Here is a 20079-nt window from a genome sequence, read left to right as displayed (position 1 = left end):
ATCAAAGTCATAAGTATACCAATAATGAGAAAAAAAAGTAATTCAACCAGACGATCATTCATAAAAAAATCTGCAGTAATTGCCACCGGAATTAGTATTATTCCTAGACATGTGATGGGGAGAGGATTTGTGCCTCCAAGTGATAAACTAAACATTGCAGCAATTGGTGTTGGAGGTAAAGGAGCAAGTGATATTACAGAATTTGCTAAAAGTCCTTATGTAAATATTGTTTCTCTTTGTGATGTAGATGATAGACAGTCTATAAAGTCGCGAGAATCTTTTCCTAAAGCAAGTTATTTTCATGATTTTAGAGAAATGTTGGATAAGGAAGATAAAAATATTGATGCGGTATCGGTATCAACGCCAGACCATAATCATGCTGTAGCTGCCTATAAAGCAATGCAAATGGGTAAACATGTTTATGTTCAAAAACCACTGACTCATGATATATGGGAAGCTAGAATGCTTACAGAAGCTGCAAAAAAATATAAAGTAGTTACTCAAATGGGTAATCAAGGAGCTTCAGGGGATGGAGTTAGGAAAATGAAAGAGATTTATGATACGGGTATAATAGGAGATGTACATACAGTTAAATGTTGGACTAATAGGGCTATTTGGCCTCAAGCTTTACAGACGCCAACAAAAAAACATAAAATTCCTAAAGGATTGAATTGGGATTTGTGGTTGAATACTGCTGAGATGCGTGATTATAATGACGCCTATCTTCCTTTTGATTGGAGAGGATGGTCAGATTTTGGAACTGGTGCTCTTGGTGATATGGCCTGTCATATTATGGATCCTGTTTACAGAATTTTACCAATTCTTTATCCTAACCAAGTAGAGTGTAGTGTTTCAGAATCTTATAAAGGGAAATTTGAAACTGCTGAATATCCAAAAAGTTTCCCTAATTCTAGTAAAATTCATTTAAGTTATCCTAGAACCGATGGTAAAGGAGTTATTAAAGTTTCTTGGATGGATGGAGGAATAATGCCAGAGAGACCTGACGAATTAGGAAATGATGAGCCTTTTGGAAACTGGGATGGTGGTGTGCTTTTTATTGGTTCTAAAGGGAAATTATTAGCTGATTGTTATGGTGCAAACCCTAGATTGCTTCCATTGTCTTTAAATGAGCAGTTTGAAGTGGAAGAAACAATTACTAGAGTGCCAGAGGGTCATTATTTACAATGGGTTAATGCTTGCAGAGCTGGATATGGAAATGCAGAAACAAGCTCTTCTTTTGATTATGCAGGACCTTTTACAGAAAGTATTTTGATTGGAAACTTAGCTCTAAAAGCATATTTTGAAGTTGATCCTGATGCTGACAAAACTAGTTTTTGGGGAGGTACAAAATATAATGGAAGAAAACGATTAATGTGGGATGCAAAAAATATGAAGGTTACTAATTTTGAACCCGCCAATAAATATGTAAAAAGAGAATATAGAGAAGGGTGGAAGCTTTAATAAGATTTTAACTAAAGATTAAAAAAAATGGCTCACAGGTTTATGAAACCTGTGAGCCATTTTTTTAGTTTAGTTTTTTATTAATTTTTTAGTTGTAATTTTTTCATCAGATTGTAATTTTACTAAATAAATAGCAGGTTTTAAATCTGATATATCAAATGTTTTATTTTGTTCAAAATTTCCTTCAAATGATTTTACCAATCGTCCAGAAATGTCATAAAGAGCTATTTTATTGGTCTGAACGTTTATTTTAAAGTAATCATTAACAGGATTAGGATATATACTTGTTAAATCATTTGAATAGACATCATCTACTCCTAAAGTAACTGTACTACTTCCGTATACTTTAAATTCACCTGGTTGTAAACTAATAGGAGCACTTACGCTAACTACATTAATAGTTGCATTGTCATTTAATAAATCATGCCAAGTACCTGTTTGTTGAAATTCAGGACTTATATTTTGAGTTGTTACACCAAAGTTACCAATAATTGTGATGTATTTTAGTTCAGGATTGGTACCATCATCCGTTAAATGTATTTTTTTAAGTCCATTGGCATTGTCAACATCCAATGAAAAATTACTGGTTTTAAAAATTGGAAGTTGTTGTTTTAGTGTAATTAACCGAGACCAAGTATTGTAAATATCTTTTCGGTCGGGGTTATCAAAATAGTTCCATAATATGGGTTTATTACCAGTTCTTCCTCCTTCTTCAATACTAATGTCGTAACCTAATTCACCAAATTGCCAAATCATTTTTGGACCAGGGATAGTAAAATAAAAAGCACCGGCTAATTCCATTCTATCTAAAGCAGTGCTTAAATCAGTAATGTCATAGCTGCCGCCTGCATTACCATATTGTAAATTTTTAAACATTAAACGTTCTTCATCATGACTTTCCATATAGGTAACATTAGCAGGTGTTGTCCATCCTCGCTCACGATAATCTATCCACGAAATATCTGATTTATTGTTTTCGTTATAGCCCATTGTGGCTTCATTATAAGTTCCATTTAAATTGCTCCATAACATAATGCCTTTACCTTCATTTAAACGGTAGTTTACCCATTCAGTCTCTTCTGAATTATCTCCTAAGTGTTCAAAAATAACATAAAAGTCATTGTCTGCTTCCCATTGATAGTCTGCATATGTTTTTAGTACTTCAACTCTGTCTGCTTGATAGCTACCTGTACAAGCTTCGTCACTATCAGTACAATTTTGAGTGAATCCTTTGGTTAAATCCCATCTAAAACCATCAATTTTATATTCATTAATCCAGTATTGAGTAGTACGTTTTACATATTCTCTAGTGGCTTGTGTGCTGTGGTTAAAATCATTAAATACACTATAGGTATGAGTAGCAATTGGATTAAAAAAAGGATTGTCGGTACTTGCTTGTCCGCCATAACCACCATTACTAGTATTCCACATTCTATAATAAGGGTTTTGTCCAGTGGCATGGTTGTAAACTACATCTAAAATTACAGCAATACCTCTAGAGTGGCATTCGTCTATAAATTGTTTAAAAGCTGTTGACGTTCCATAATATTTGTCTAATGCCATATGAAAAGAAGGGTTGTATCCCCAAGATTCGTTCCCGTCAAATTCGCTTACGGGCATTAATTCTATGGCATTAATACCTAATTCTTCAAGGTAATCTAATCTTGCTTTTATAGCATCAAAACTATGTAAGCTATCAAAATCTCTTATTAATAATTCGTAAATAACCAAATCGGTTTTTGCTGGTGGTTGAAAATTTGTGGTTTGCCATGAATATGGAGTGTCGCCAGTTCTTAACACTGTTACAGCGTGGCTTGTTTGTCCTGAAGGATAGGCTGGAAGGTTTGGGTATGTAGTACTATTTATATATTGGTCGTTGTTTTCATCTAAAATAAGTGTAGAATATGGATCTGCTATTCTAATTGCTCCATCAACCAAATATTGATAGAGTATATTTGTTTGTGGTGTTAAACCAGTTAATTCTATCCAAAAACGCTCTTTTGAGCTGTCTTTTTTTAATAGGTAGTTGGTATCATCTCTAGTCCAATTGTTCATTGTACCTATTAGGTTTACAAATTGTTTTCCAGGAGCATACAGAACTAAAGTTGCTTTGGTATTGTCAGTAGAATCATAGTTAATTCCGTCTAACATTCCTTCAGGAACTGGAGCTTCAGTAACAGTTGGTATCGAAATTGTGCCTACATTTACAACAATATCTTGAGATTTTTTATCACCTGTTCCATCTTTAGCTTTTACTAAAAAACCGATACTTGTTAATCCGGTTTTATTATAAAAAGTACTTGGAGTGAAAGTAATAGAATAACTAGTACCGTTCTTAGTCATTTTTTGAGATTCATTAGAATTTGACCAAGTACCATTTGTGGGGGAGTTTATCTCAGTACCACTTGCAGTTGCCCATGCCCATAGGTAAATATCTGTTACGCCCCATGCAGAAGGATCTACATTGGTAATAGTTATAGTGATCTCATCTGTTTCTGCAAATGGTGAAGGAGTAATGGTATAACTTACATTTTGTTGCTGTGAAAAAACAATATTGGTTATAAATAATAAAATGAGTAAAATTTTTTTCATACACTGAAATTAAAAATTTTAAAAAGTAATAAAAGGCTGTTCGTGTTTGTGCGAACAGCCTTTAAGCTTATAAATTAAGTAATTAATTGGATAATGTTATTGTTTTATCAACAGTATTAACTGTTAAAAAATAAGATCCAGATGTACCGACGAATGCAAAGTTACTGTCACCATCATTCGCATTTTCAAAATTGCTGTCGATAGTGTAGCCAGCATCTTCATAGTAAGGGAAGTTTTGTCCAGAATCCCAATCATCTTTTACAGTGAAAAATCTAAAATTATTATCAGCACCTCCATTATTTTGAAAATTAACATATCCAGAATAAACACCATTTCCATTACAAAATAGTTGAACAGGAGTTGCCCATCCCCAGCCAGCATCAGGAACACCAGCACCTACTAACCATAATTGCTCATAATCACATCCGGCTATAGGTTGTGGGTCACTAAGAGTAATCTTTTTATCGATAGTGTTAACTTCAAGGTAGTAATATCCAGAAGTTCCTGTAAATGCAAAGTTGCTATCACCATCATTGGCATTTTCAAAATTGCTGTCTATAGTATAATTATCATCTTCAAAATAAGGGAAGTTTTGTCCAGAACCCCAATCATCTTTTGTAGTAAAGAATCTGAAATTATTATCAGCACCTCCATTATTGTTAAGTTTTACATTGCCTGAGTAAATGCCATTTCCATTACAAGCAAGTGCAACAGGAGTAGTCCATCCCCAACCAGCATCTGTAATACCTGCACCTACTAACCATAATTGATCAAAAGTACAATTAGCTTCAGATGTTACATATAACGTAATGTTTAAAGGAATAACTGTTGATTCTAATTCATGGTATTCACCTAACTTAGACACTACTTTTACTTCTGCATCGATAGGAACTCCTTGCTCAAAACCGAGGCTGATAAGATAGTTATTAAGTTCTTCAGCAGTAAATACTTTTTGAAGATTACTACCTCCATCAATAGGCTGAGATATAGAGTTGGCAAAATTATTACCTACCATGTCTATTAATATTTGGTAGTTTGGTGCTGCATCATAACCGAAATCTGGTTTTGTCCAAGATATAGTAAGAGCGTCTGAAGATGCATTTTCTTTCTCTAAAACTACAGTAGTAGAAGATAAATTTGCTGAAAGAGTTGCATTTGAGTTTAACATAGTTAAGTCACGATCTTCACAACCACTCAAAACTATTGGAATTGTTATCAGTATTATTAATTTATTAATTAAGTTTTTCATCTTTGTCATTTTTTTATGATTAATAACCATCATTTTGAGTAAGATTTGGATTTGCGTTTATATCAGTAGATGGAATTGGGAAAAGATTTAGATATGAAGGTGTGCTTGTGCCATTAATTACGCCACCTTTCCATGGCCATACATAGTCTCCAGAGGTAAATTTTCCATATCTTATTAAATCTGTTCTACGATGACCTTCCCAATATAATTCTCTGGCTCTTTCATCTAAGATAAGGTCTAGGTCAATTGAACTTACTTGAACGGGACTATTAGCTCGTGTTCTTAGTTCGTTTATATAGCCTATAGCTGTGGCTTCATCTCCTCCAGAACCACCTCTTAAAACAGCTTCAGCATAAATTAAGTATACGTCAGCTAAACGGAATAATGGAAAGTCGGTATCTGTAAAATTACCACTGTCATCAGAACCTGCATTACCAGCTCTATCTACATTTTTAAATTTAGTAATGGCATATCCTTCTGTAAAAGTTGGGATATTAGCAATTTCTAAATTTTGTCCATCGGTATGGAACATTGCTCTAGAATCTGCTAATGGGTCAATCGAATAGGTTTGGTCAGCAGTATTAATAGTTATTTTATATAATCCGGCTGTTACATTTATATTGTTTCCATTATCTCCAAAATCGCTACCCCAAGCATTGTCAGGTCTAAATTTTAATTCAGCATCAGGTAATTGGTAATAAGCTTGGAGTACATTTGCGGTTCCAGTTTGATAAAGTGTTAAGTCAGGTTGACCTCCCCAATCGGTAAGATCACCTACTATACCCCAATTTGAAGGAGCTCCTATAGCATTGTTCGCTGCTGTAACATTAAAATCGTAATTAAATAAATTTACTAATGAGCTAGTAGTACGGGTACCTCCCCAACCACTATTAATTCCAAAATCGGTTGCAGACATAGTACCACCAACAGCGGCATGAATTAAAAAGGTAGTTCCACCATAAGTTTGTGTATGTAATCCATCAAAAGCGATAGGGAAAATTACCCCATTTGCTGTGTGATTGTCTGCTAAAAATAAATTTTCATAATTAGATTCTAAGCTAAAACCTGCATTTATCACTTTGTTAGCATACGTAATGGCTTCAGTATATTTGGCTTCTCCTGTATACACTTCAGCATTTAAATATAATTTAGCTAATAAAGTCCATGCAGCCGCTTGATCTGCTCTAGCATATTCGTTTGACTTTGGAGCTATTAATTCGTTTTCTATAGCTAACAATTCACTTTCTACATAATTGAATAGGTCAGCTCTACTTATCTGTTCTGGAGTCCAATATCCAACAGGGTCATTCTCATCAGTAAAAGGAACGTTTCCAAATAAGTCAAGAGCATGATAGTAGCTCAACGCTCTTAAAAAACGAGCTTCTGCACGATAAGTATTTACTTCTGTTAATAAAGAGCCTTCAACACCTCTACCACTTAAAAGGTCTGGTGTAGTTTGGTTTAAAAATGTATTACACGCTTTTATTTGATAATAAATTCTATTATACAACGCTGTAATAAACTCATTACTAGAATTCCAATCTTGTTCGTGATAATCTGGTAAACTACCATCAGCCCAGCCAATAACTGCTTCGTCTGTGGTTACCTCTTGAGCCAACCAATATTGTCTTAAATATTGGCTAAAACCTTCGTCAATACCTGATATGTCTGGTAAACCCGCAGGCCCTTGTTGACCACTAATTGCTAAACCAGCATATAATTTGGCAAGTACCTGTTTGTATGCAGAAGGGTCGTCAAATACTTCGTCAGCTAAAGCGATATCATCATCACTAGGTAACGTGTCTAAATCGTTTAAACATGATGTTAAGGTAAATAAACCTAACACTACACTTAAAATGGTTATTTTAAAAATATGTTTTTTCATCTTTATCTATTTAAAAGTTTAAATTAAGACCTAATGTGTAGATTCTTGGTCTAGGATAAATATTATAATCTATTCCTCCAAAAACTTCAGGGTCTAAACCTTCGTAATCGGTAATTGTTAATACGTTTTGTACTGTTGCATTTAGTTTAAGATTAGTACCTTCACCAAATACATTGTTAAAGTTATAACCTAGGCCTACATTGTCTAATTTTACAAAAGATGCATCTTGTACATAATAGTCAGATAAATATCTTTCTGTACCACCATTTACAAAACCAGTTTCTAAAATGTTTTCTACACCATTTGAAATAACATCAGGGAAAGCTGTGTTTAATAAATTAAGTTTAAAGCCTAAATTAGAATCTACATTATTATAAACATAGTTTCCAAAACTTCCTCTCCAAGACATAGTGAAATTCCAGTTTTTATAATTTAAGTCGGTAGCAAAACCTAGTGTTATATCAGCATTTGGGTTTTTGTATCTATATCTGTCATCCAATGTGATTGAACCGTCACCATTTCTATCAACATAGACATCTTCTAGTGGTTTTCCGTTAGCATCATAAACCTGCTCATATACATAGAATGTGTTAGGAGCGTAGCCTACAGAATGAATTTGTACATTGTTACCAACACCACCAGATATTCCACCGGTAGGCTCTCCTTCATAATCTGCACTTTCATTTGTTGTTAATTTTGTAATTTCACTATCATTCCAAGCACCATTTAGACTCAATGTTAAATCTAAATCATCAGTTTGAATAGGAATTAAATTTAAAGTCAGTTCAACCCCCTTGTTCTCTAAGTTACCAATATTTGCATAGTCAGCGTTTGATAGTGCTGAGCCTGCTGGGAAAGATATAAAGTTTAGTAAATCAGTGGTTTCTCTAAAATAACCATCAATACTACCGTTAATTCTATCATTAAAAAAACCAAAATCTAAACCTAAATTGTAAGTTGTTGTTTCTTCCCATTTTAATGTAGTATTATAACGTTCAGCTCTGTATGTAGATAAAAAACTGTTGCCAAATTGATATTGAGCTGTGTTTGTACTTAGCAAATATGTTGCTAATGATGGGTTAGAAACACCAATATCTTGTTGCCCTGTAACCCCCCAACCTAATCTAAGTTTTAAATCAGAGATTGTATTGGAGTCTTGTAAGAATGATTCTTCATTCATTTTCCAAGCAAATGCAGCTGATGGAAATTTCCCCCACTTGTTATCTCCTCTAAACCTTGAAGAACCATCTGTTCTATATGTAAATGTAAATAAATATTTGTTTGCCAGTGTATAGTTCAATCTACCGAAGAAAGATTGCAAGTTTAATACATTAGAATAGTCAGTAGTTTCACTAATGCTTTTGTTTTGTAAATTACTAACACTTTCACCTTCATTTAAAAAGTCTTGATAAGAATACCCTGCCATTACATCAATTTTACTATCAATAGATTCTATATATTTTATATAGTTAAGATAAAAATCTAATAATTTATTCTCTTTGTCTTGATTGTAAGTAGACATGTTACCAAGATTGGTACCGTCTGCTAATTCAGTAGTAGCAGAATTGAAGATGTTGTTATGACCATGAGAGCTCGATTTATCAATACCTAAATTAAGATTTGCTCTTAAATCTGGTAAAAAGTGCATTTTATAATCGAACTGAATGTTTCCTATAAAACGTTTTACACTAGATTCATTTCTTCGTTGTGCTAATAGAGCTACTGGGTTTCTAGGAGCACCAGTTTGAATAGCTCTACCGTCAACAGGATTTGTCCATTCGAAGAAACCGCCAAAAGGTAAGCTGTCATCGTAAATAGATTGAGTAGGGTCAAATGAAATTGCATTTCCTATTGCTCCATTGTCTGCAAAACGATTGGCTATTAAAGACGCTTTTGTATTTACGTCAATTTTTAGCTTATTGTCAAACAATTTAGTACCCATATTTAAGGAGTAGGTTGCTCTTTCTAATTTTGAGGTTTTTAGAGTACCATTTAAATTGGTATATCCCATAGAACCTCTAACATTAAATTTATCACTACCTCCAGATAAGCTTATATTATGATCAGTACCTAAACCAGTTTTAAAAATTTCTTTTTGCCAATTTGTTTCACTATTTCCAAGTAAGGCAATATCAGAAGGTAATCCATTTGCATTTACGTACGCTTTAAAGTCTGTTGCAGACATGGCATCTATAAATTCTGTGTTTTCTTGTACAGATACGTTTGCAGAATAATTGGTTTTAATACCTCCGCTTTTCCCTTTTTTAGTGGTAATAATAATTACACCATTAGAAGCTCTAGAACCATAAATAGCAGTTGCAGAAGCATCTTTTAATACACTGTAAGATTCAATGTCATTTGGATTTACAATATTTAAGGGGTTTCTTGTACCTGAAACGCCATCATTATCAATAGGAACACCATCAATAATAATTAAAGGGTTATTTGTTGCAGTTAAAGAAGAACCGCCTCTAATTCTAATTGTACTTCCGGTACCAGGAGCTCCGCCACCAGTGGTTACTTGAACGCCAGCAATTTTACCTACTAATAGTTGTTCAGGAGAAGCAATTGCTCCTTTGTTTATTTCTTCCGCTTTTACAGAAGATACAGAGCCTGTAGCGTCTTTTTTGGTAGTAGTACCATAACCAATAATAACAACCTCTTCTAAAGTTTGTGCAGCTTCTTCTAATGCTACATTTATGTCGGCATTAGAATTTATAGTTACTTCAAAATTCTTAAATCCAACAAATGAAAACACCAGTATATCACCAATATTAACATTGTCTATGGCGTACAAGCCATCAAAATCAGTAACTGTACCATTGGTTGTACCTTTTACAATAACATTTACACCAGGCAATTCAGTTCCTGTGCTTTGTTCGGTTACTTTTCCTTTTATACTAATTTGAGCTATCGCAATTAGTGGAAAAAGAAATAATATGCCAAATAGGGCATTCTTAAAATTTCTCATTTAATTTAATTTGAGTTAATACTATTTAAATTCATACTTTTACACTTCACATGGTAAAGTTACCCCCTTAACATTAAATTAACAAAAGTGAAACGTTACGAAAACGGTTTCGTGTTGATAACTTTTTGTGTTTATTGTTATTTTTAGATATAAAAAATGTTAATCTGTAAAAAAAGAGGGTAAAAAAAGAGGGTTTTTTAATAAATTAACAATGGGGCGTAAAATTACATTAAAGGATATAGCTAAAGAATTAGAGGTGTCAACTTCAACAGTATCAAAGGCTTTAAACGATAGTAATGAAATTAGTGAAGAGTTACGTGAGAAAATAAAAGCTTTTGCTGATTTTTATAGGTACAGACCTAATATGACAGCCTTAAAGTTGAGGAATAAAAAAACTATGGTTATTGGTGTTATTATTCCTGAAATTGTGCATCATTTTTTTTCTGAAATTATTTCAGGTATAGAAAAAATGGCTAATGGTAGAAGTTATAATGTAATGGTTTGTGTGTCTAGTGAATCATATGAAAAGGAGAAATTAAATTTAGAGATGCTGTCAAATGGAAGTGTTGATGGGATATTGGTTTCTATAGCTAAAGAAACGCTTGAGTTGGGTGAGTTTGACCATTTTAAAGAATTGGAAGATTATAATATTCCATTGGTTTTATTTGATAGAGTTTCAGATGAAATTTATTGCGATAAAGTAGTTGTTGATGATGAGGCATCTGGCTATAAAGCTACTAAGTATTTTATGGATATTGGTCGAAAGAAAATTTGTATTTTATCCACACCAGATCATGTAACAGTTGGGGCATTACGAACAATTGGATATAAAAAGGCAATACAAGATTCGGGTCTAGAAATTGATAACCGACTAATTTTTAAAGTAAATGATAAAACTGAGATATACTCACAAATTCAGACGTATTTAAATAGTTTGGACGAATGGCCTGACGCCATAGTAGGTGTGAATGAAATTTATGCAGCTATTGCATTAAAAGTTACTAAAGAAAAAGGTTTTAAAGTTCCAGATGATGTTGCTGTTTTAGGGTTTACAGATGGATTGATTTCGCAATTTTCTACACCAGCTATAACTGCAATGGTACAGCACGGTTATTTAATTGGAGAGCAGGCTGCAAGTCTTTTATTAGATAGAATACAGAATAAAAAAGACAATGAAAACTTTGAGACTGTGGTAATTTCTACAGATTTAAAGATTAGAGAATCGACAGAAAAAAAATTAGAATAATTAAATTCTAAATAAAAATTTATATCTTTGAAGCGTAAAACAAAGGTTTTACAATACATTTTATACTTCACACACATTGATTGATTTGGGCTTTTTGTCTAAACAAATAAGTCTAAATCTGGTTCATTAAATAAACTAACGCTTTTCGTTGGTTTATAATCTTGTTTATACATTTTTATGGAAAAAAAGAAACTAAGTTTCTTACAAATCTGGAACATGAGTTTTGGATTTCTAGGAATTCAAATGGGTTTTGCATTACAGAATGCTAATGCAAGTAGAATCTTACAAATTTTTGGTGCTGATGTTCATGAACTTTCGTGGTTTTGGATTATTGCACCATTAATGGGATTGGTTGTACAACCTTTGGTAGGTCATTATAGTGATAAAACTTGGGGTAAATTTGGTAGAAGAAAACCTTATTTTTTAGTTGGAGCTTTGTTGGCTTCTATTGGTTTGGTATTGATGCCTCAAGCAGATTTATTTATTGCCTTTTTACCAGCTTTATGGGTAGGTGCAGGTTTTTTAATGATTATGGATGCCTCTTTTAATGTTGCAATGGAACCTTTTAGGGCTTTGGTTGGAGATAACTTAAGAACAGATCAAAGAACAGCCGGATTTAGTGTTCAAACTGCATTGATAGGTTTTGGAGCAGTAATAGGTTCTTGGCTTCCTTATGTTTTAACCAATTGGTTTGGGGTTTCTAACCTGTCAGAAGAAGGTAGTGTTCCGTTAAATTTAATTCTATCTTTTATTATTGGTGCAATAATTTTGGTGGGTTCAATTTTGGTAACCATTTTTACAACTAAAGAATACTCTCCAGAAGAGTTAGAGCAGATTGAAGCTGAATTAGCAAAAGATGAGATTGTTGAGAAAATAGAAGAAGAAAAAAAATCTGGTCTTTTAGATATTTTTGAAGATTTTAAAAAAATGCCTCTAACCATGAAGCAACTAAGTTTAGTGCAGTTTTTTTCATGGTTTGGTTTGTTTGGAATGTGGGTTTTTTCTGTTCCAGCAATAGCACAGCATATTTACGGATTGCCAGTATCAGATAGCAGTAGTGAAACCTATCAGAATGCAGGAGATTGGGTAGGTATTCTTTTTGGAGTTTATAATTTAGTTTCTGCCATTTTTGCTTTTACGCTACCCTACATTGCAAAAAAAATTGGAAGAAAAAAGACGCATTCAATATCACTTATTATTGGAGGAATAGGGCTAATCTCAATATACTTTATGCCTAATGAGGATTGGCTAATACTTTCTATGATTGGTATTGGTATTGCTTGGGCTAGTATTTTGGCAATGCCCTATGCAATTTTAGCAGGTTCTATTAACCCTAAAAAGATGGGAGTTTATATGGGTATTTTCAATTTTTTTATAGTAATACCTCAAATTATAAATGCCTTAATAGGAGGTTTATTAGTGAAAAATTTATATAACGATCATGCCATTTTTGCATTGGTAACTAGTGGGATAAGCTTTTTAATTGCAGCATTATTAGTAACAGTAGTAAAAGATGTAGATGATAAAACAAGTGAATCAATAGTAAATAAAAAATAAAAATAAATGAATAAAAAGGGATTTATATTTGACTTAGACGGTGTAATTGTTGATACTGCAAAATACCATTATTTGGCGTGGCGTGATTTGGCTAATGAATTAGGTTTTGAATTCACTATTGAGCAAAATGAAATGTTTAAAGGTGTAAGTCGAAAAAGATGCATGGAAATTTTACTAGATATAGGTGGAATTAAAGCTACACAAGAACAATTTGATAATTGGATGGTTGAAAAAAATGAAGATTATTTAAAATACATTGAAAAAATGGATGAATCTGAAATTCTACCAGATGTAAACCGAGTGTTAGATTTTCTAAAAAAACACAATATGTCAATTGCATTGGGTTCGGCAAGTAAAAATGCACAACCTATATTAGAGAAAGTAGGGTTGTTATCTTATTTCGATACTATTGTAGATGGTAATAATGTAACAAAAGCAAAACCTGATCCTGAAGTGTTTTTATTAGCGGCTGAACAGTTAGGTGTAAAACCTAATAATTGTGTTGTTTTTGAAGATGCTGTTGCAGGTATAAAAGCAGCTAATAGTGCAGCGATGATAAGTATTGGAATTGGAGATAAAAATGTACTGTCTGAAGCTACATATAATTTTAATGATTTTACTGAAATGAATGTTGACTTTTTAGAAAGATTAATAACTAACTAAAATTAGTTACCAAATCATTATTTCAAGTAAAAAAATAATATCGAAAATTGATTAAAACTATGAACCTAAATTATATAAAACCAAATGCGTGGTCTATTATAGAAGAAGGATTTGATCCTGAAAATGTAAAATCTTCTGAAAGCTTATTTAGTATAGGTAACGGAGCTATGGGACAACGTGCTAATTTTGAAGAAACGTATTCTGGTCCTACTTTTCAAGGAAGTTATATTGCTGGTGTTTACTATCCCGATAAAACAAGAGTAGGTTGGTGGAAAAATGGATATCCTGAATATTTTGCAAAAGTACTTAATGCTCCCAGTTGGATTGGTATTAATGTCTCTATAAATGGGGAACCTTTAGACTTATTTAACTGCAAAAAAGTTGAAAATTTTAAGAGAGAACTCAACATGAAAGAAGGATGGTTGTCTCGAAATTTTAAAGCTACACTAAACAACGGCATAGAAATTCAAGTAAATATTAAGCGTTTTTTAAGCTTAGAGTTAGATGAAGTTGGAGCAATCTCTTATTCGGTTACACCGCTTAATCAAAAAGTAAATGTTTTATTTGAACCTTATTTAGATAGTGGAATTACTAACGAAGATTCTAATTGGGATGATAAATTTTGGAACACAACAAATGTTTTAAAAGACGAAGAGCAAGGTTTTATTGAAGCACATACTATGAAAACAAATTTTCATACTTGTACTTTTATGGAATCTCATTTGTTTCTTAACAATAAATCTTTACAACTAAATAGCGTAGTTAGAAAAAAATCTCAATTTCTTTCTTTTATGTATGAACAAGATGTAAAAGAAAATGAAACATTTACCATTCATAAGTATGGTGGGTATACTGTGGATAGGAATCGCCCTAAAAATGAATTAATCACTGCAGCAAAAAATGTTTTAAAACAAGCAGCAAAATTAGGTTTTGAAGAACTTTTAATGTTGCAAAAAAAATCATGGAAAGCGATTTGGGAAATGGCAGATATTACCATTGAAGGAGATGTTAAAGCTCAACAAGGTATTCGATTTAATATTTTTCAGCTAAATCAAACCTATTTAGGTAAGGATTCTCAATTAAACATTGGGCCTAAGGGGTTTACAGGAGAAAAATATGGTGGTAGTACCTATTGGGATACCGAAGCATACTGCATTCCATTTTATATGTCAACTAAAGACCAACAAGTAGCAAAAAGCTTGTTAAAATATAGATATAATCATCTTGATAAGGCTATTGAAAATGCAGAGAAATTAGGCTTTAAAAACGGAGCTGCATTGTATCCAATGGTAACTATGAATGGTGAAGAGTGCCATAATGAATGGGAAATTACGTTTGAAGAAATACATAGAAATGGGGCCATAGCTTTTGCTATTTTTAACTATTGCAGGTATACAGGAGATTATAGTTATATCCCTGAAAAAGGATTAGAAGTACTTATTGCAATTGCAAGATTTTGGCATCAACGAGCTAATTTTTCAACAGCTAAAAATAAATATGTAATTCTTGGGGTTACCGGTCCAAATGAATATGAAAATAATATAAATAATAATTTTTACACAAATTACATTGCCAAATGGTGTATAAATTATACCCTTGAAAATATAGAAATTATAGCCAAAGATTTTAAAGCTGATTATGATAGAATTGTAGATAAAACAAATATTTCCGAATCAGAATTAGCTCAATGGAAAGAAGTTGCCGAGAATATGTATTTTCCTTATTCAGAAGAGCTTAATATATATTTACAACAAGACGGGTTTTTAGATAAAGAATTAATAACGGTAGCCGATTTAGATAAATCTCAGCGTCCAATAAATCAAAAATGGTCATGGGATCGTATTTTGCGTTCTCCATATATAAAACAAGCCGACGTTTTACAAGGTTTTTACTTTTTCGAAGACCATTTTACTACAGAAGAATTAGAACGTCATTTTAATTTTTACGAACCATTTACTGTTCATGAAAGTTCACTTTCGCCTTGTATACATAGTATTCAAGCGGCAAAATTAGGCCGTATGGATCAAGCTTATGAATTTTATTTACGTACTTCTAGATTAGATTTAGATGATTATAATCATGAAGTTGAAGAAGGACTACACATTACTTCTATGGCAGGTACTTGGATGAGTATTGTTGAAGGCTTTGGAGGTATGCGTGTTAAAAATGATATGTTATCATTTGAAACAAAAATTCCTAAGCAATGGAAATCATACTCCTTTAAAGTAAATTTTAGAAATAATATTATTAAAGTAAATGTACATCAAAATGAAACAAATTTTGAATTGCTTGAAGGTGATGAGCTAACTATTTTAATGAATAACAAACCAATTAAGGTTAAAAAAAATAATTTTTAAAAACAAAAAAAATGAAGGCAGTTATTTTTACTCTTACGTTATTACTATTAGTGTTTAGGCCTGTTAAAGCTCAAGAATTAAAATCTCCCAACGGAGAAATGCGTATGCAGTTTTCTCTTAAAAATAATGGTACACCAACATATCAATTATTTTATAAGAATAAAGAAGTTATAAAAAAAAGTAGTTTAGGATTAGAGTTAAAGAATGATAAAAAGTCGTTATTAAACGATTTTGAAATTACTACATCAGAAACTTCTACTTTTGATCAAACTTGGACACCAGTTTGGGGAGAAGAGAAAGAAATTAGAAATTACTATAATGAGCTAGCGGTTACCTTAACACAAAAAGAAACGGAAAGAATAATGCGTATTCGTTTTCGTCTATTTAATGAGGGGTTAGGGTTTCGTTACGAATTTCCAGCTCAAAAAAACTTAGTATATTTTGTTGTAAAAGAAGAAAGAACTCAGTTTGCTATGACTGGAGACCATACTGCATTTTGGATACCAGGAGATTATGACACTCAAGAATATGACTATACAGAATCTAGGTTGTCAGAAATTCGTGAAAAATTTGATGCCGCAGTTACAGGAAACGCTTCTCAAGAACAGTTTTCTAAAACAGGAGTGCAAACAGCTTTAATGATGAAAACAGACGATGGTTTGTATATTAATTTACATGAAGCTGCTTTAATTAATTACTCTTGCATGCATTTGAATTTAGATGATAAAAATATGATTTTTGAATCTTGGTTAACTCCTGATGCTAATGGAGATAAAGCATATATGCAAGCTCCTACAAAAACTCCATGGAGAACAATAATGGTAAGCGATGATGCACGTGATATTTTAGCTTCAAAAATGACTTTAAATCTTAATGAACCGAATAAAATTGAAGATACTTCTTGGATAAAACCTGTTAAATACATTGGTGTTTGGTGGGAAATGATAACAGGTAAAAGTTCTTGGGCATATACAGATGAGTTGCCATCTGTACAACTTGGTATAACTGACTATTCTAAAGTAAAACCAAATGAGACCCATGCAGCAAATAATAAAAAAGTTAAAAGATATATAGACTTTGCTGCAGAACATGGTTTTGATGCTGTTTTGGTAGAAGGGTGGAATCAAGGCTGGGAAGATTGGTTTGGAAAATCTAAAGATTATGTATTCGATTTTGTAACTCCTTATCCTGATTTTGATGTGCAAGAAATACATGCCTATGCAAAATCAAAAGGTGTTGAAATGATAATGCATCATGAAACTTCTAGCTCTGTTAGAAATTATGAGCGTCATATGGATAAAGCTTATCAGTTTATGAAAGATAATGGGTATAACTCTGTAAAAAGTGGTTATGTTGGTGATATTCTTCCTAGAGGTGAAAAACATTACAGCCAATGGATTATAAACCACTATCAATATGCCTTGGAAAAAGCTGCTGATTATAAAATAATGGTAAATGCTCATGAAGCAGTTAGACCAACAGGAATTTGTAGAACGTATCCTAATTTAATAGGAAATGAATCTGCACGTGGAACGGAATATCAAGCGTTTGGAGGGTCTAAACCAAACCATGTTACAGTGTTGCCTTTTACAAGGTTAATTGGCGGGCCAATGGATTATACTCCCGGAATTTTTGAAATGGATATCAGTAAATTTAGTCCTAATAACAATTCTTATGTTAATAGCACCATTGCTAATCAGTTAGCTTTATACGTAACTATGTATAGTCCGTTACAAATGGCTGCAGATTTACCAGAACATTACGAGAAATTTATGGATGCTTTTCAATTTATTAAAGATGTTGCTTTAGATTGGGATAAAAGTATTTATTTAGAAGCTGAGCCTGGTAAATATATTACCGTAGCAAGAAAGGAGAAAGGAAGCAGTAATTGGTTTATAGGTAATGTAAATGGATACGAAGCGAGAAAATCTACCATTAAATTTGACTTTTTAGAAAAAGGTAAAAAGTATATTGCTACCATTTATGCCGATGCCAAAGACGCTCATTATAAAACTAATTCGCAAGCATATACTATAAAAACAAAAAGAATAACTAGCAAATCGAAATTGTCTCAATTATCAGTTCCAGGAGGTGGTTATGCGATTAGCATTAAGCAAATAAAATAATAGTTGATTGAAATTTTTCTTTAAGTATTTTATTTATTACTAATTAAAAGACTAGATTTATGAATTGTCAAATTAAAAAATTAATTATTCTAGGTCAAATTTTTCTGTTTATGAGTTTAAATATAACTGCTCAAATTGAACGAGTAGAGCCGTTAAATTGGTGGGTCGGATTTAAAAATAATAATTTACAATTATTAGTAAAAGGAAAAAATATAAGTAATGCCATTCCAAGTATTATTTACGATGGTATTCATATAATGAGTATAGAAAAAGGTTCTAGTCCAAATTATTTATTTCTAAATTTAAAAATTGAGAAGGATACCAAACCTGGTAAATTTGACATTGTATTTCATCAAGATAATAACGAACTTAAATATAAATACGAATTAAAAGGTCGTAAAAAAAATGCTGAAGATTTTATCGGTTTTAATAGTTCTGATGCTATTTATTTGATCACACCAGATCGTTTTGCTAATGGAAATGAAGTAAATGATCAGGTTTCAGGATTAAAAGATCAAACCCTAAATAGGCAGCAAGATTATTTTAGACATGGAGGAGATATAAGAGGAATTATAAATCATCTAGATTATATTGATGAAATGGGGTTTACGGCTATTTGGCCAACTCCATTATTAACTAATGATATGTCTGAATCCTCATATCACGGTTATGCTATTACAGATTTTTATCAAGTAGATCCTCGTTTTGGTACTTTAGAAGCTTATGTTGAATTGGCTGAAAAATTGAAAGAAAGAGGTATGAAATTAATAATGGATCAAGTAGCTAATCATTGTGGAATTGAACATTGGTGGATGAAAGATTTGCCATTTGACGATTGGATAAATCAACAAGAAAATTTTCTTAAAAAGCAAATTGTTCTGAAATCAAATCATAGAAGAACAGTAAACCAAGACCTATATGCCTCTGAAATTGATAAACAATTAATGGCAGATGGATGGTTTGTAGATGCTATGCCAGATTTGAATCAACGCAATCCATTTATGGCTACATATATAATTCAAAATAGTATTTGGTGGATAGAAACATTAGGGTTAGGAGGTATTAGGCAAGATACATACCCTTATCCTGATAAAGATTTTATGTCAGATTGGGCAGGTGCTATTATGAACGAATATCCTAATTTTAGTATTGTAGGAGAGGAGTGGAGTGTTAATCCTTTGTTAGTAGGGTATTGGCAAAAAGGTGCAAATAATAAAGATGGATATAAGTCTAATTTATCATCTACAATGGACTTTCCAATGCAACATAATATTGTTGCAGCTTTAAATGAAAATGAAGAATGGGATACTGGTTTAATAAAGATATATGAAGGATTAGCTAATGATTTTTATTATCCAAGTCCTAATGATATTATGATATTTCCTGATAATCATGATATGAGCAGAATTTTTACTCAATTAGGTGAAGATATTACAAAAACTAAAATGGCATTGGCAACAGTGTTATTATTGCCTAGAATTCCTCAAATTTATTATGGTACAGAACTGTTGCTAAGTGACATAGCTAAACCAGGAGATCATGGCTTAATACGTACTGATTTTCCAGGGGGGTGGTTAGGTGATGAGGTCAATGGTTTTACTGGAGAAGGATTAAGTGATAACCAAAAGGAAATGCAAAGCTTTCTAAAAAAAGCACTAAATTACAGAAAAGGAAGTAAGGCTATCCATAGAGGTAAAACTATCCATTTTGCACCAGATAACGGAATTTATGTATTGTTTAGAGTTTTAGATGACGAAACTGTTGTTATGATCTTAAACAAAAATACTGAACCTGTGCAATTAGATTTAAATCGTTTTAAAGAAATGCGTTTAGACCAAAAACCAATGAAAAATATAATTTCTGATGAGCCAATTATTTGGAATAGTCCTTTAGAAATACTCGAAAAAGGTGTAGTACTATTAACAACTAAAATGTAATATTAAACCTTAATATTAGAGGTGTTTAGAACCTA

At 32.3% G+C, this 20079-nt stretch carries 11 protein-coding genes; 7 read left to right on the top strand and 4 right to left on the bottom strand.

The genetic code is table 11. The annotated features are described in order from the left end of the window. The first annotated feature begins 24 nt into the window (after positions 1-24). On the top strand, positions 25-1461 hold the full coding sequence (locus tag EGM88_RS02650) for a Gfo/Idh/MocA family protein (protein ID WP_123896417.1): 1437 nt from the start codon (positions 25-27) through the stop codon (positions 1459-1461). A gap of 69 nt (positions 1462-1530) precedes the next feature. On the opposite strand, the gene EGM88_RS02645 is transcribed toward EGM88_RS02650, so the two are convergent. The 4 genes from EGM88_RS02645 to EGM88_RS02630 all read right to left on the bottom strand — a co-directional run bounded on the left by EGM88_RS02645 (position 1531) and on the right by EGM88_RS02630 (position 10158). Then, a complete protein-coding gene (locus tag EGM88_RS02645) occupies positions 1531-4053 on the bottom strand; it encodes an alpha-amylase family glycosyl hydrolase (protein ID WP_123896416.1) in 2523 nt (840 codons plus the stop codon). Between the two features lie 82 nt (positions 4054-4135). Further along, positions 4136-5302: a SusE domain-containing protein gene (locus EGM88_RS02640; protein WP_162497534.1), complete on the bottom strand. Its 1167-nt coding sequence runs from the start codon at positions 5300-5302 to the stop codon at positions 4136-4138. A gap of 19 nt (positions 5303-5321) precedes the next feature. Next, positions 5322-7187: a RagB/SusD family nutrient uptake outer membrane protein gene (locus EGM88_RS02635; protein WP_123896414.1), complete on the bottom strand. Its 1866-nt coding sequence runs from the start codon at positions 7185-7187 to the stop codon at positions 5322-5324. Positions 7188-7197: 10 nt separating this feature from the next. Then, positions 7198-10158 carry a SusC/RagA family TonB-linked outer membrane protein gene (locus tag EGM88_RS02630; RefSeq protein WP_123896413.1) on the bottom strand — a complete coding sequence of 987 codons (2961 nt, stop codon included), beginning with the start codon at positions 10156-10158 and terminating at the stop codon, positions 7198-7200. Positions 10159-10369: 211 nt separating this feature from the next. On the opposite strand from EGM88_RS02630, the gene EGM88_RS02625 reads away from it, so the two are divergent. The 6 genes from EGM88_RS02625 (at position 10370) to EGM88_RS02600 (ending at position 20044) form a co-directional block, all read left to right on the top strand. Next, positions 10370-11404, top strand: coding sequence for a LacI family DNA-binding transcriptional regulator (locus EGM88_RS02625; RefSeq protein WP_123896412.1), 1035 nt, complete (start codon positions 10370-10372; stop codon positions 11402-11404). A 177-nt stretch (positions 11405-11581) separates the two neighbouring features. Next, positions 11582-12961 carry an MFS transporter gene (locus tag EGM88_RS02620; RefSeq protein WP_123896411.1) on the top strand — a complete coding sequence of 460 codons (1380 nt, stop codon included), beginning with the start codon at positions 11582-11584 and terminating at the stop codon, positions 12959-12961. 6 nt (positions 12962-12967) lie between these two features. Beyond that, positions 12968-13624 (top strand): beta-phosphoglucomutase, encoded by a 657-nt coding sequence (pgmB, locus tag EGM88_RS02615; protein WP_123896410.1) that lies wholly within the window; start codon positions 12968-12970, stop codon positions 13622-13624. 59 nt (positions 13625-13683) lie between these two features. Next, the gene (locus EGM88_RS02610) at positions 13684-15981 is read left to right on the top strand and encodes a glycoside hydrolase family 65 protein (RefSeq protein WP_123896409.1); all 2298 of its coding nucleotides are present in this window, start codon (positions 13684-13686) and stop codon (positions 15979-15981) included. Between the two features lie 11 nt (positions 15982-15992). Then, positions 15993-18107 (top strand): glycoside hydrolase family 97 protein, encoded by a 2115-nt coding sequence (locus tag EGM88_RS02605; protein WP_123896408.1) that lies wholly within the window; start codon positions 15993-15995, stop codon positions 18105-18107. Positions 18108-18217: 110 nt separating this feature from the next. After that, entirely contained in the window at positions 18218-20044 is a 1827-nt protein-coding gene (locus EGM88_RS02600) for a glycoside hydrolase family 13 protein (protein WP_238988364.1), read from the top strand. Positions 20045-20079: the final 35 nt, after the last annotated feature.

This window comes from Aureibaculum marinum (assembly GCF_003813905.1).
In the GTDB taxonomy this organism is placed as follows: Bacteria; Bacteroidota; Bacteroidia; order Flavobacteriales; family Flavobacteriaceae; genus Aureibaculum; species Aureibaculum marinum.
Note: the sequence above shows the minus strand (reverse complement) of the source record. Positions and strands in the feature narration are given on the sequence as shown.

What these genes read in the sequence shown, in the direction of transcription:
- EGM88_RS02650 (WP_123896417.1), top strand. Translation starts at nt 25, where the DNA reads ATGAGAAAAAAAAGTAATTCAACCAGACGATCATTCATAAAAAAATCT.
- EGM88_RS02645 (WP_123896416.1), bottom strand. Translation starts at nt 4,053, where the DNA reads ATGAAAAAAATTTTACTCATTTTATTATTTATAACCAATATTGTTTTT.
- EGM88_RS02640 (WP_162497534.1), bottom strand. Translation starts at nt 5,302, where the DNA reads ATGAAAAACTTAATTAATAAATTAATAATACTGATAACAATTCCAATA.
- EGM88_RS02635 (WP_123896414.1), bottom strand. Translation starts at nt 7,187, where the DNA reads ATGAAAAAACATATTTTTAAAATAACCATTTTAAGTGTAGTGTTAGGT.
- EGM88_RS02630 (WP_123896413.1), bottom strand. Translation starts at nt 10,158, where the DNA reads ATGAGAAATTTTAAGAATGCCCTATTTGGCATATTATTTCTTTTTCCA.
- EGM88_RS02625 (WP_123896412.1), top strand. Translation starts at nt 10,370, where the DNA reads ATGGGGCGTAAAATTACATTAAAGGATATAGCTAAAGAATTAGAGGTG.
- EGM88_RS02620 (WP_123896411.1), top strand. Translation starts at nt 11,582, where the DNA reads ATGGAAAAAAAGAAACTAAGTTTCTTACAAATCTGGAACATGAGTTTT.
- pgmB (WP_123896410.1), top strand. Translation starts at nt 12,968, where the DNA reads ATGAATAAAAAGGGATTTATATTTGACTTAGACGGTGTAATTGTTGAT.
- EGM88_RS02610 (WP_123896409.1), top strand. Translation starts at nt 13,684, where the DNA reads ATGAACCTAAATTATATAAAACCAAATGCGTGGTCTATTATAGAAGAA.
- EGM88_RS02605 (WP_123896408.1), top strand. Translation starts at nt 15,993, where the DNA reads ATGAAGGCAGTTATTTTTACTCTTACGTTATTACTATTAGTGTTTAGG.
- EGM88_RS02600 (WP_238988364.1), top strand. Translation starts at nt 18,218, where the DNA reads ATGAGTTTAAATATAACTGCTCAAATTGAACGAGTAGAGCCGTTAAAT.